Below are 13,640 nucleotides of genomic sequence, written 5' to 3' on the forward strand. Positions count from 1 at the left end.
ATCGCATATGAGTATCGAATTAACTAAGGGTGAAAGGTTCAATCTTTCTAAAGAAACTCCTAATTTCAGTAAAATTGCGATCGCCCTGGGGTGGCAAGTCAGCCAGACAGCACAAAACTGCGACATTGACGCATCTGTTTTTATGTTAGGGGCGGACGGTCGGATTCCTGATGAAAAGTATTTTGTATTTTACAACAATCTGACCTCCCCCGACGGTGCGGTGAGGCATTCAGGAGACAGCAAGAATGGACAAATTGATGGAGATGATGAGACGGTTTATGTGGATTTGAGTAAAATCAATTCGGCGATTCAGGAAATTGTGTTTGTGGTGACTATTCACGAGGGACAGGAAAAGAATCAAAGTTTTAGTCAAGTTACAAATGCTTTTATCCGGCTTTACAATTCAGAAAATCTTAGCGAATTGGTTCGGTACAATTTAAATCAGATTTTTTCCCAAGAAACGGCTTTAGAATTTGGACGCTTGTACAAGAAGAATGGCGAATGGAGATTTCAGGCGGTAGGACAGGGATATAATGCTGGGTTGCAAAGTTTTGTAGATAAGTATTACGTTGAGAATGCGGTTGAGAAAAGCTCGAATGCTGGTGGGAAGGTTGATGATGCTGAGGTTGTGAGGCGGTTTAGCGATCGGGTGGATCGGTTATTGCGGGAAGAGGCGATCGGGGAAACACCGATTCCAGTATCTAGCGAAGCAGTAGAACAGCCGGCTGCTACTCCTGTAAATGCGGATACTGTGCAATCTGAGGAAGAGGCAAAAATAGATGATTCTGCACTAGAAAATCTGGAACCCGCTATTAGTGCTGAGGATTTTTTGCAACGGTATAATCAGGGAGAACGAGATTTTACGGGAGTTAATCTCGCCGGAGTAAATCTGAGCAGAAGAGTCCTGAGTCAGGTCAACTTTAGTAGGGCTAATCTAAGCGGTGCAGAACTTTCTGAAACAAACTTATACTGTTCTAACCTCAGTGAGGCAAATTTATGTCATGCAAACCTTCACCAAGCCAATCTCAGCTCAGCCAACTTAGGGAAAGCAAACTTCATAAATGCAAATTTAAGTGAAGTAAATCTGCAAGGCTCAAACCTAAGTGAAGCTAATTTGAGTGGGGTAAATCTCAGTAGTGTTTATTTGTTATCGCAGACAAACTTCAGCAGAGCAAACCTCACTAAAGCAAACTTAACAGGGTTGAACTTGAGGGAATCAAAATTGATGAAGGCTGATTTGAGTAATGCAAACCTAAGTGATACTAACCTATTAATGGCAAACCTTGAAGGGGCAAACCTTGAAGGCTCAAAACTTCAACAAGCACTTTACAACGCACAGACTGTCTTCCCCAGAGGCTTTGACCCTGTTAAAGCAGGTGCTTACTTAATTGCTCCTAATGTTTCACTGAAAGAAGCAAACCTAGCTCGTCGTAACTTGAGCAGAGTTAACTTGAGTGAAGCTAACTTGAGTGGTGCAAATCTAATTAAGGCAAATTTGCAGAGTGCACAACTCCTGCAAGCTAATTTGAATAAAACCAACTTAAGCGAAGCAAATTTGAGTAGTGCCAACTTAACGGCGGCAAACCTGATAGGAGCCAACCTGATGCAGGCAAGTTTAGCATCTGCTAACCTAACTGCCGCAGACTTGAGTGGAGCGAATCTGAAAAATACAGAAACAAGTGGGGCAAATTTTAGTGGTGCTAATCTGAGCAAAGTTAATCTGGTTGGTGGAACTCTTCAATGTAATGTCAGCGGAGCAATATTAACTGAAGGAAATCTCTGTGGGGCTAACCTTCGTTATGGTAATTTTACTGGAGCCGACTTAACTTCGGCAGACTTGCGCGGGGCAAATTTGCAAAATACAAACCTAGAAAAAGCAAACCTAAAGGGAGCGAACCTAAGTGGGGTGGTAAATCTGGAAACGGCAAAACTCGCAGGTGCAATTATGCCAGATGGGACAATTCACGAATAAATTCGATCGCACATATTAAAAAGCAAGATGGGCAATTTCTTGGTGTGAATTTAACCGAAAGTCCGCCAGGGAATTCATTCCCTGGCTAATAGCTTAAGTCCTCTTCAGAGGACTAATGAGTTGAGTTCTTCAGTCCTCTTCATAGGACTTTTGCTATGAGGCAGGGAATTTATTCCCTGCCGGACTGAGGGAAATAGCGTTAAATTGACACCAATGGTGTGCATCGCCCTCCATACAAATAGAGTATGATGAGTGTGAAAGATCAAATACATAGATTTTCGATGAATGAATCTGACACGACAATTATAGAATCTACCCTCAGATGGATGACCGAGTTTGTCGAGTTATCGCATCCAGTTTTTAGCGATTTACCGATTTGTCCCTTCGCTAAAAAGGCACGCTTGGCTAATCAAATTTTATTCAAAATCGAGCGGTTTTCAGCCCTGACTGAGTTCGATCGCGATTCTGCCATAATGAAATCCATTTATGAATTTTACAATTCGGAATTTGAAATAATGGTAGTAATTAATCCCGAAAAAACAGCAATTACTGCGCCAGAAACTAAAGAATTGATAGACAAACTGAATAATCAGATTTCAGAGTTGGGCTTGCTGGCTTTTCACGTCCATCCCGAAGAAGATTTTAATATTGACGGGCTTCATACTAGGAGGATGCCCTATCCGGGCTTCACTGTTCAAGTAAATTCTAAGCTGAAGCCAGCTTCCGATGCTTTAGAGAAAACTGAATATTACAAAAATTGGACGGCCGAACAACTAAAATATTTCGGGATTCCGAGAAATTGACGATCGCCCACCCTCTCCGCGCATCTCTGTGCCATTACAATTAATTCAGCAAAAAATCTTTACACATAAGAAGTCATGCAGCTTAAGTCAACAACCCGCCATATTCGCATATACACCGCCATCCTCGAAGATAACGAACTCGTACCCAGCAACGACCTTTTGACTCTCGACATTGACCCAGATAACGAACTTAACTGGAATGACGAGTCAATCAAACAGGTATATGCCAAATTCGACCAACTCGTAGACGCTTACGAGGGCGAAGATTTGACCGAGTACAACCTCCGCCGCATCGGTTCGGAATTGGAGCACTTGGTACGATCGTTCCTCCAAAAAGGTCAAATCAGCTACAACCTCAACAGCCGCGCTGTTAACTACAGCATGGGATTGCCTCAAGTTGATGCCAAAGTTCACCTGTAAGGGCGATCGGGCGATCGGCATTTATGTCAACTTAAGATTGAAACCCATAATAAATGTCGCTTGTAGCTGAGTTTCGATCCCTCTGACATCTTGCACCATTCTCGATAAATCTTTTATGAACAGGCTTTCCGGCCTGTTCCACAATAAAATTCATCTCTTGTGGAACGGGCCGGAGAGCCCGTTCTTGAGAATGGTGCAAGATGTGAGATCCCTCCTACTTCTCTTAATCAGGGGAGTACGGGGGGAAAAGAGGGTTCTGTTTTGTCTCTCGCTTTGGGGATTGAGATCATTTCCGGTTACACCGGAATGATGTTGACTGTTGACGGTTGACTGTTCACGGCGTCAACAGTCAACCGTCAACAGTGAACTCGAATTTACTATTCAGATGCTAACGGATTTGATATGAGGGGGATTTAGACTTGGATACAGAAGAAAGGTTGAGATGGGAAAATCTGCTTTTATTCTTCTTCCTGCTTGTTTCTCACTCCTGACTCCTGACTCCCGGCTTCTTCCTTCTTCCGACTTCGATCGGACTTCTCCCCCGCCTCCTCAGAATCAACCGGAGAATTTGGAACGCGATCGCGTTCCAAAAACTGTTTAACTGCAAGTTGGCGGTTGGTCATAAACTGACCCCAAGCGCCGGGAAACATCCCATCCAAGGTTTCCACCAGCGCCCAAACCTCAAGATTCATCACTTTGTAATAAAAACTGTGAGAATGTTGAATGCTAGTGAGTATTTCGTCTATTTCAACAGCAGGCAGCCGCTTCGGATCGGGCAAATTCTTGGGAAAGGCGCTGGGCTCATGTGGGGGCATGGTTAAATACTCAACAGCTTGCAGAGGCCGGTCAGTCGATTTTAGATTTTAGATTTTAGATTTTAGATTGATTCCACAGATGAATCTGCGGGCTTGAACTAAATATCTAATTTTTTTTCTCTCCCCGACTCCTGTCGCGGGCTGGCATCCGTCAGTCGATTTGAGATTTGAGATTTTAGATTTTAGATTGACTCCACAGATGAATCTGCGGGCTTGTATCCGTCTTTGGGCCAGTCGATTTTAGATTTTACATTGATTCCACAGATGAATCTGCGGGGTTGAACTAATATCTAATTTTTTTTTGCTCTCCGCGACTCCTGTCGGGGGCTTGCGTCGGTCAGTAGAAGTGAGATTTTAGATTTTAGATTTTAGATTTTAGATTGACTCGACAGATGAATCTGCGGGCTTGTATCCGTCTTTGGGTAGGGTTAAATTTAACTTCTGTTGCGAAACTAGGGTGCGAGGCACAGATGACCCTTCGCGAGAAAACCGACAATTGATATTTATTTATACCTGTCGGCTCAGGTGATTTCTACCTAGCTCCATCATACCATTAGAGTTAGTCTAAAATCTCAATTCCCTTGAGTGCTGCGATTTCTTCGGAAATGGCGACTATCAGGAATATGCTGAAAACAGCGTGATTTCCAGCCGAGGACTGGGGTGTCGCGCGATCGTCTAACTCTGAAAGCTCATAGCAAGATTCATCCTGCCGTCAACAAAATGGTAAACTGTTCGTGTCAGTACAAGACATTAAAACCTACCCCTAGACTGGGGAAAGTCAGATATCACTACGCACACAACAGTGGAAACGTGGTGAGCCCGGGAACCTGAAAAATCAGGATATTAGGACTGCGAAGTCTTAAGAATCTGCGTCTGTTGAGAAAGCGGGGGTGTCAAATAATCGCCACGTATCAACCCGTCGAGGTTCAATCGCTAAAATAGTTCAGATCAGCACGCTTGCCCAAAGGCGTCAGGAACCCTTATGCAAAACTCTGTGGCAAAACACTACTTATGGGCTTTAGGTGAAGGGATCAAAGGGTGTAAGCCAGGCGATCTGATCGCTGGTCGCTACTTGGTCAAGCGCGATCGACTTCTTGTCGATACTCAACCCGAACACTTGCCGGAACTGCCCGATGAGATTCCGAGTGTTGTCACTCCTTATCTGAGACTGTTTGCCTATCAGTTGCACGTACCTCAAGTATACGGCCTGGTATCGTCCAAGATGAGCAAGCTATCGGGAGATATCTGGCTACTGGAAAACGTGCCTATTTTGAAGGTGACGGAATCTTTAATGCCGGAATTGGCGGACTCCTGGAAAGGAGCAGCAGCGATGCGCCAGCTCAATTGGCTGTGGCAAATGGCTCAGTTGTGGCAGCCTTGTATCGCTCAGGGCGTGGCTTCGACCCTGCTGACTCCCGAACTGCTACGGGTGGAAGGGCAATTGGTGCGGTTTCTGGAATTGCAGCCCGATCGCAAACCGCCTCATTTGTCGCAGTTGGGCAAATTGTGGCAGCAGTGGCTCGAAGATGCTCACCCAACTATTGCCAATTTTTTGAGGCAACTTTGCCAGCAAATGGTTGCCGGTCAAGTGCGCCACGGCGAACAACTGATGGGCCAGTTGGATAAAGCTTTGGCAAAGTGTGGCCGATTTTACGATCGTCACGTTGAAATTGCCACGGGCACGGATGTAGGCAGATCCCGCGCTCACAACGAAGATGCTTGCTATCCGCCCAGCGGTACGCTGTTGGCAGGAAGCCCGGGTGCGGAAGCTTGCGCGATCGTCTGCGACGGTATCGGTGGACAAGACGGCGGCGAAGTCGCTTCGGAAGAAGCAATTGGTGTGCTGCGCGACAAGTTGCAGCAAATGCCCCTACATCAAGCTAATTGGGACCCGTTGAGCCTAACTTCCAAGCTGGAACGGGCGGCTTGTGCTGCTAACGACAAGATAGCCAGTCGCAACGACAGTGAACACCGCCAAGGCCGCCAGCGGATGGGAACGACGCTAGTTATGGGTTTAGCCCACATTCACGAGCTCTACGTCGCCCACGTCGGAGACAGTCGGGCTTACTGGATTACCCGCACCGGTTGCTATCAACTTACTCTCGATGATAATGTGGCTTGCCGCGAGGTGCGTTTGGGCTACTCTCTCTACCGGGATGCTTTGGAACAAGTCGCCGCCGGAGCTCTGATTCAAGCTTTGGGGATTACTTCGTCCAACACTCTGCACCCGACTGTGCAGCGTTTTCCGGTGGATGAAGACTGCGTTTTGCTGCTGTGTTCCGACGGTTTGAGTGATAAAGACCGGGTTGAGGAATGTTGGGAAGCGGAGATTTTGCCAATTCTCGACGGTAGCATTAATTTGGGTAAGGCGCGCGATCGACTGATTGAGATTGCTAATACTAGAAACGGTCACGATAACGTCACTGTTGCTTTAATTCACTGTCAAGCGCATTTGAGGGAAGACGGCAATACTTTTACAGAACTGTCTGTCGCACCTTTAGATACGCCGATCGAACTAATTGCCGATAGCGAGGATCTGCCAACGGATTTGACCGAAAGCACAAGCCTTGGCGATGGGAATTCTCCAGCAAAGACGCAGTTCTTACCGCCGAAAAAAAGCCAAAGTTTATTTTCGCTGCTGCTGAAAATTTTATTTTTATTAGGCTTGGGGGGTGTATTTGCTTATTTTTTCATCCCTCCGGTGGGTCGCGCGATCGATACTGCCGGGGAGTATATTTTCGGGAAACGCGGTTTAATTAATGCTGAAAAGACGCCTGATAAAACAGTTGAATCTGTACCTTCTCCGGTCAAATCTTTAGAAACCGGCTCGTTTATAGAGATTAAAAGTTCTGCGGCTGGAGAAGTGGGAAAAGAGGGCGATCCCTTGGATTTGCGAGGCGGAATCGGTGAGTTGACTGTCAAAGGAACAGTCCCAGCCGGCAGCGTTTTGCAGGTGACAAACAAACAGCTTACGCCTCAAGGCAATTGGCTGGAATTGAAAGTTTGTTCGATTCCTGAAATAGTGCGATCGAACTCTCCCAAACCCGAGTCAAATAAAGATTTTTCTACAGTTTCAAAACCGACACTGAATCCATCTCCCGCTGTGGCAAATCCCTCGCCTTCCCCAGCAGTTAAGCCAACAGTCGAAGTAGAAAGCGCCAAGCTGCAACCGGGGGAAATTGGATGGATTCAAGAACAAGCTGCTGTTTCTAAAGTAGTCTCTAACCTAGCTTTAAACCCTACTCAAAAGGGGAAATGCGTTGATGCTGACTCAAATCCCAATGCTAATTAAACTGTTAATGCTTGAGTATGTTGAGCGAACTTGATAGAGTTTAGTATAAAGGAAAATGCCGATTTCTAAACAAAACTAATATTAACTGGTACAATTGCAGGTCAAGGATCTGAAAAAAATTTAGATTTTAGATTGGGGAGTTAACAATTACCAATCTAAAATCTAAAAATGTTTCAAAATTTCTAACCTAATTTGTTAGATACTTCTGCCAGTTTAGTCACCATTTGGGATACGGCTTTGTCAACTGCCGCGCTCAAAAGTGAGTCTTCATTGCTGCTGCCAGAATTGCTGCTGATACCTCTGACAGAAATATTAGAATCGCTTTGATCTGCTTCCCCTACTGCTTTGGCGGTGGCAAGAATATCTCCTGAAGCTGTACCGATTAACCGCACATCTATTTGAACGGTAGCTTTGGTTTTTTGTGAACCGGCGCCGATTCCCATGAAACTGCCGCCGCCGGATTGTTTGTCGATATTAAACTTGGTAATGGTGCCGATGAGCACGGCGTCAACTCCTAATTGTTTGCCAATTTCGGCTGCGGTGCCGGCATCCATCGCGCCGCTGCGATTTTGCTGTTTGAGAACTTGTTCGAGTTTGCTACGATCGACTACTGTATAAGTGCCGTTGTTGACGAGTTCGTTGATTAACAGTTCGCTGATGCCTTTGGCGGCGCCGACTCCCCTGTAGGAAGTGTAATAGCTGTTGGTGGTGCCGTAGTCGAAATCCATGACGACGAGGCGCTTTTTGGCAGTCGCTTGGGCGAGTTGGGTTGCTGGTTGGGTGGTGGCTGGGGTGGCGATCGCATTGACTGAAACGCCTGCTAGCATTAGAGTAGCGAGGGAAATGCTGGTTAAGCGAGATATGGTGGTTGTTTTCATAAAGCTTACCTCACAGTTGTTTTGTGCCGACTCTAGGATACTTTACGGAACAGCCCGATGTCAGGGTTGGGGATGAGGAGGTTGGAATTGGCGGGTTTTAGTCTTTTTTGACTTTCAACAAACTTAATTTTGGTTAATTAACCGCAGAGGACGCAGAGGACACAGAGAAAGAAAGGAAGAGTTTAATCAAGGTTTCAATCCTTTATAGGGATTTAGGAGTTTTCCTGCCAAAAAATCTCATATGTCTGTACTCTAACGGTGGCAACAACCGCACAGGCATCCAAAATTCCTCTTACGCCCCAGATTCCATAAAACCCATCAACCAATTAGCCATCGTCGCCCTGCGAGTCTGTCGGGGCCCGAATTCCCCAATTTTATAGCCTTTAAAGCCCAATTTTTCCTTCAGCAACTGCTTGTTTTCTGGAGGAGTCGATCGAGTCAATTTCACTGTCGCCGGCCTAGAATCAATAAAATCGGGCGGTTCCGGGTACTCTTGCCGCCACTCGGCTGCAACACCTGCACTGTTCCACTTGTCAGTTTCGGCATCCCAGCGGTAGCCCAGATATTGCCAAACTAGCTGATTGACGGCAGCATCGTCGATTTCTTCGTTGAGAATAGCCCAAATAGTTTCGTTATTCAGCGGTGGTAATTCAGACATGAGCGCGATCGAATCGGAAATAAAAAAAGTTTAACTCACATTAGATAACATTATCAGGAACGGGCCGGAGAGCCCGTTCCCCAAAAAATCATAGGAATTTGTTTGTGGGGTGGGCACGCGATACCGCCCAAAATGCCACCCCCAAAAAAATTAATTATTCAAAATTCCGTCTTTCTCGGCCATAGACAGCATTAAGTCAATCACCCGGCTAGAATAACCCCACTCGTTGTCGTACCAGGAAACAACTTTGAAAAACTTAGAATTCAGTTCAATTCCCGCACCTGCATCGAAAATGCTCGATCGCGCATCGCCCTGAAAATCTGTCGAAACCACCGCATCCTCAGTATATCCCAGAATGCCTTTGAGTTCGCCCTCCGAAGCTTTTTTCATTGCTTCACAAATTTCTTTATAGCTAGTTTCCTTCGCCGTTTTGAAAGTAAGGTCAACTACAGACACGTCGGGAGTTGGCACGCGCAAAGCCATTCCAGTCAATTTTCCTTTCAATTCTGGCAATACCAAAGTAACAGCTTTCGCTGCACCGGTCGAAGATGGAATAATATTTTGAGCCGCACCGCGTCCTCCCCGCCAATCTTTTTGGCTGGGGCCGTCTACAGTTGGTTGAGTAGCTGTCATTGCGTGAACTGTAGTCATTAAACCTTCTTCCAATCCGAAGTTATCGTTGATAACTTTGGCAATTGGTGCTAAACAATTTGTCGTACAGCTAGCATTAGAAACAACCGTATCTTTTGCCGGGTCAAATTTGTGGTGATTGACGCCTACTAGAAAAGTGGGAACTTTTTCCGGGTCTTTTGTCGGTGCTGAAAGTATTACTCGTTTTGCTCCTGCCGTCAAGTGTTTTGATGCGCCTTCAAAATCTGTAAACAATCCGGTAGATTCTACAACATAATCTGCGCCGGATTTACCCCAGGGCAATTCGGCCGGATTTCTAATCGCTGTACAGGGGATAAATAGTCCGTCAACGACAATCCCGTCTGGTTTGCTTTCAACTTCGCCGTCGTAAATGCCGTGGGTGGAGTCGTATTTGAAAAGATAAGCCAGGTTTTCTGGCGAAACTAAGTCGTTAATGCCGACAAATTCGATGTTGGGGTTTTTGATGCCGGCACGCATGACTAGCCGTCCGATGCGACCAAATCCGTTGATGCCAACTTTTAATGCAGCCATGTTTAAACTCCTCTTGAAAATCTCGCTAGTCGATCGGGCGATCGTCTGTGGTGGCTTAGAATTTACCACGCTAACGGATTTTGGCAACTGATTCTTTTCTATCTCTTAAGAATTCTGAATTCTGCCCCTGCTGGGAAGGGCAATTAATGCTGAAATGACCGCTGACTAATGGCTAATGGCTGATTTTTGTCAACTTGTAAAAGTGCTATAATAGACAGAAATTATTTTCAAAATCGCTTTTTTTAAATCAGGCTAAAGTAATAATAAAAAACTTATCCAAAAGCCGAAACGGATTGGCATTCTCACCAGTGGCGATTGTCGGAACCAAAGCCTAGGATGAAAGTCGCAGATACGCGCAAGGACACGGCATTGCCGTGTCCCTAAACATATGGCGTAGAATCTATAGCAATCCTTGCAGGAGTCGTAAATTTTTTACCCCACCCCAACCCTCCCCTTACTAAGGGGAGGGAGTAAGAAATTCACAAATGATTTAGGATTGCTATATGTGTAGCTCAATTTTTCCTAAGTGGTATAATCACCAATAACTAATCACTACCCGACGCACCTAGTAATTAGCAATTCCACCGCATCTGAAATAAAACACGACCCACCAAACTTATTGAGCACGGGTCTAATGTTTTCTGCAACTGCTGAAACTTGAGCTGGTGAACAAAAAGCAAGCACATAAATGTTATCCAGTGCCGTCATTGATGAATCACGGGAAACGTGATCCCTAGTGCTTTTTCCAGCGACATCACGAATCACTGAATAACCGGGTACGCCAGCTTTGTCTAAACCGTCTAAAATCTTGCCTAGTTCTACTGAGTGGGCTATGATTTCTACTCTTTTGACTGACTCCATCATCTCACCTCCAAAACATATTGATTCCGTATAGATACAGGGGAATGCCTACAATGATATTAAATGGAAATGTCACTGCTAAGGCAGTTGAAATGTAAAGACTTGGATTCGCTTCGGGAACAGTTAGGCGCATGGCTGCTGGTACTGCTATATAAGAAGCACTCGCGCACAATACGGCAAACAGTAAAGTATCTCCCTGTGGCATTCCGATTAATTTGGCTATTACCAAAGCAATTACTGCGTTGACTATGGGAATTAGGATTGCAAAGCCGATCAGAAAAACTCCGGCTTCTTGCAAATCTTTAATTCTGCTAGCGGCAACCAGCCCCATGTCTAGCAAGAAAAAAGTCAGAACTCCGTAAAACAAGTCTTGAGTAAACGGACTCATAACTTCCCAACCATGTTCTCCTGTCAGTACGCCCATAATTAGGCTGCCAATCAGCAGAAAAACTGAACTGTTTAGGAATGCTTCTTGCAACACTTCTGGCCAAATTATTTCGCGTTTTCCTTCTTCCCCGCCAAATACACTGACTAGAATCAGACCAACTATAATTGCTGGGGATTCCATTAATGCTAGCGCGGCTACCATGTAACCGTCAAAGTCGATCCCCTGTGCTGTGAGGAATGAGGTTGCGGTAATAAATGTGACGGCGCTGATGGAACCGTAGGTGGCTGCGATCGCGGCGGCATTGTAAGAGTCGAGTTTTATCCTCAGTATGAAAAAAGTATAAATTGGTACTAGCATTGACATCAGCATCGCTGCCAAAATTGTCAGGGCAACTTGCTGGTCAATTCCGCTTTTGGACAGTTCGACGCCGCCTTTAAATCCGATCGCAAACAGCAGGTACAGCGAAAACAGTTTGGGGATGGGGGCTGGAATTTCTAAATCAGATTTGAGAAAAATTGCCAGCATTCCCATGAAAAAAGCTAATATTGGGGGATTTAAGATATTTGACGATACTAAACTCAAATCCACGATCGGTCACTCCCATTTCTTGCGTTTTTAATATGACTTCCCCAGTAATTGTTGCACGAGAATGGATAAATAGACCGATCAAACTTTTGACACCGAAGCTCGATCGGGCTAAATACCCCCAAATACGGCAAAGGCGCACAGTACGCACCCTACAACGAAGGTGTGCACTGTGCACCTGCAGGCTAAGTTATTGTTGTTTAACTAAGCAACACCCAAATAAGACTCTAGGGCCTCGGAACCACCGATCAACTTGCCGTCGATAAATACTTGCGGGACAGTTGTAGCCCCAGTCATAGCCCGGAGCGATCGATTTGTGATCTCCCGGCCCAAGACGATTTCTTCATAATCCAAGCCATGTTTACTCAGCAGTGCCTTAGCCTTAGCGCAGAAGGGACAGCCCATTTTTGTAAACAGCGAAACTACCTTTGGCTTGGCTGCTGCGGAGTTGATGTAGTTGAGCATCGTCTCGGCATCGGACACTTTGAAAGGGTCGCCCGGTTCATCAGGCTCAATAAACATTTTTTCAACGAGGCCATCTTTTACCAGCATCGAATAACGCCAAGACCGCTTGCCAAAGCCTAAATCTGTTTTGTCTACCAGCATTCCCATGCCTTCGGTAAATTCGCCGTTACCGTCGGGAATTAACGTCACATTGTCTGATTCTTGGTTTTTTGCCCATTCGTTCATCACAAAGGTGTCATTGACGGAAATGCAAACGATTTCATCTACGCCATTTTCTTTGAAGACTTTGGCCAATTCGTTGTAACCGGGGAGGTGCGTTGACGAACAAGTAGGAGTAAAGGCTCCTGGCAGCGAGAACACTACTACGGTTTTGCCTGCAAATATATCATCGGTGGTGACATCGACCCACTCGTTGTCTTTGCGAGTGCGAAAGGTGACTTTGGGTACTCTTTGACCTTCGTGGTTCGTCAGCATGATTTTAAATTTTTGGGTACTTGGGTTCAATTCCTTTGCTTATTATAGCGTACTCATAACGAGTATGAGTTGTCAAGGGGAGGCGAGTTTTTTTCTCGGACTTGGGCGCGCGCGAGCTCAGTTCATTGTCTTTGCGACAGCTAGCAGATTTAAAACTTGCTGTTTAAGTAGGTCGGCAATTCTGTCTCCATTCCTTTGCTGCGGCTAACGGGTGAGGATTTTTTACACATTCTGTCAACATATCGATATCAATTCCCGGTAGCAATTCGCTTTGTGTAATTAATTCATAACCGCAGTTGGACACGAATTCAACCGGAATTTCTTCTCGCAAATGGTAGATAGAAAATGGGTCATTTCGCCAGAACCAAACCTCTCGCACATTCAACCTTCTATACAGTTCTAGTTTATTGATGCTGCCACTGGTAACAATCACTTCAATTACCAAATCTGGAAATTCTTTATCTGTGCCAATACAGTAAGCTTCATCCGGTTCCGTACCGCCACTTTTTTCCTCTTGTCGCAGAGTTGTAGACCCAAAAGGAAAATATTCTATTTCAGCTTCTACAAAGTAAATAAGCAGCAGATCTCCAATGCGAGTTTTTCTACTTTCATGGCGACGAGAAGGTGACATAATTTCCAAAACTCCATCTAAATAAGTAACTCGATATCCTGCCGCATCTCCAATCCGATTCAGCAGTGTCTCGTATTGTTCCCAGTTGGCGCTATCGGTAATGTAGCGATCTTCAGGATCTTGGCGTTGGAGTGCTTGTTCCTTAAGTAGCGTATCTAGCTCGAACGTCAGCATTGGTATTACCTCCTTACAAGTTGTTCTAATCTTAGCTCAACT

Annotated in this window: 12 protein-coding genes; 4 read left to right on the forward strand and 8 right to left on the reverse strand. The window is 45.3% G+C overall.

Features of this window, described 5'->3' with window-relative positions:
- Window positions 1–7: 7 nt before the first annotated feature.
- The 3 genes from QUA83_RS02900 to QUA83_RS02910 all read left to right on the forward strand — a co-directional run bounded on the left by QUA83_RS02900 (window position 8) and on the right by QUA83_RS02910 (window position 3,195).
- Complete coding sequence (locus QUA83_RS02900) at window positions 8–1,972, forward strand: pentapeptide repeat-containing protein (RefSeq protein WP_333291371.1); 1,965 nt, start codon at window positions 8–10, stop codon at window positions 1,970–1,972.
- A 281-nt stretch (window positions 1,973–2,253) separates the two neighbouring features.
- Entirely contained in the window at window positions 2,254–2,775 is a 522-nt protein-coding gene (locus QUA83_RS02905) for a hypothetical protein (RefSeq protein ID WP_333291372.1), read from the forward strand.
- Window positions 2,776–2,850: 75 nt separating this feature from the next.
- On the forward strand, window positions 2,851–3,195 hold the full coding sequence (locus tag QUA83_RS02910) for an NAD(P)H-quinone oxidoreductase subunit M (RefSeq protein WP_333103676.1): 345 nt from the start codon (window positions 2,851–2,853) through the stop codon (window positions 3,193–3,195).
- 458 nt (window positions 3,196–3,653) lie between these two features.
- On the opposite strand, the gene QUA83_RS02915 is transcribed toward QUA83_RS02910, so the two are convergent.
- Window positions 3,654–4,010, reverse strand: coding sequence for a hypothetical protein (locus QUA83_RS02915; protein ID WP_333291374.1), 357 nt, complete (start codon window positions 4,008–4,010; stop codon window positions 3,654–3,656).
- Between the two features lie 994 nt (window positions 4,011–5,004).
- On the opposite strand from QUA83_RS02915, the gene QUA83_RS02920 reads away from it, so the two are divergent.
- Window positions 5,005–7,302 (forward strand): protein phosphatase 2C domain-containing protein, encoded by a 2,298-nt coding sequence (locus QUA83_RS02920; protein WP_333291379.1) that lies wholly within the window; start codon window positions 5,005–5,007, stop codon window positions 7,300–7,302.
- A gap of 182 nt (window positions 7,303–7,484) precedes the next feature.
- Here the strand turns inward: QUA83_RS02920 and QUA83_RS02925 are convergent, their stop codons facing one another.
- From QUA83_RS02925 to QUA83_RS02955, 7 genes are all read right to left on the reverse strand, one after another.
- Window positions 7,485–8,180 carry an LPS assembly lipoprotein LptE gene (locus tag QUA83_RS02925; RefSeq protein WP_333291380.1) on the reverse strand — a complete coding sequence of 232 codons (696 nt, stop codon included), beginning with the start codon at window positions 8,178–8,180 and terminating at the stop codon, window positions 7,485–7,487.
- Window positions 8,181–8,472: 292 nt separating this feature from the next.
- A complete protein-coding gene (locus QUA83_RS02930; RefSeq protein WP_333291382.1) occupies window positions 8,473–8,838 on the reverse strand; it encodes a DUF1823 family protein in 366 nt (121 codons plus the stop codon).
- Window positions 8,839–8,988: 150 nt separating this feature from the next.
- A complete protein-coding gene (gene gap, locus QUA83_RS02935; RefSeq protein ID WP_333291486.1) occupies window positions 8,989–10,020 on the reverse strand; it encodes a type I glyceraldehyde-3-phosphate dehydrogenase in 1,032 nt (343 codons plus the stop codon).
- Window positions 10,021–10,572: 552 nt separating this feature from the next.
- Entirely contained in the window at window positions 10,573–10,884 is a 312-nt protein-coding gene (locus tag QUA83_RS02940; RefSeq protein WP_223300725.1) for a P-II family nitrogen regulator, read from the reverse strand.
- 1 nt (window position 10,885) lies between these two features.
- On the reverse strand, window positions 10,886–11,857 hold the full coding sequence (locus tag QUA83_RS02945; RefSeq protein WP_333291383.1) for a sodium-dependent bicarbonate transport family permease: 972 nt from the start codon (window positions 11,855–11,857) through the stop codon (window positions 10,886–10,888).
- 201 nt (window positions 11,858–12,058) lie between these two features.
- A complete protein-coding gene (locus QUA83_RS02950) occupies window positions 12,059–12,793 on the reverse strand; it encodes a glutathione peroxidase (RefSeq protein ID WP_333291487.1) in 735 nt (244 codons plus the stop codon).
- Between the two features lie 163 nt (window positions 12,794–12,956).
- Window positions 12,957–13,598, reverse strand: a complete 642-nt coding sequence (locus tag QUA83_RS02955) for a Uma2 family endonuclease (protein ID WP_333291384.1) — start codon at window positions 13,596–13,598, stop codon at window positions 12,957–12,959.
- Window positions 13,599–13,640 lie beyond the last annotated feature (42 nt).

Origin of the sequence: Microcoleus sp. K1-B1 (genome assembly GCF_036704705.1) — a bacterium.
In the GTDB taxonomy this organism is placed as follows: Bacteria; Cyanobacteriota; Cyanobacteriia; order Cyanobacteriales; family Microcoleaceae; genus Microcoleus.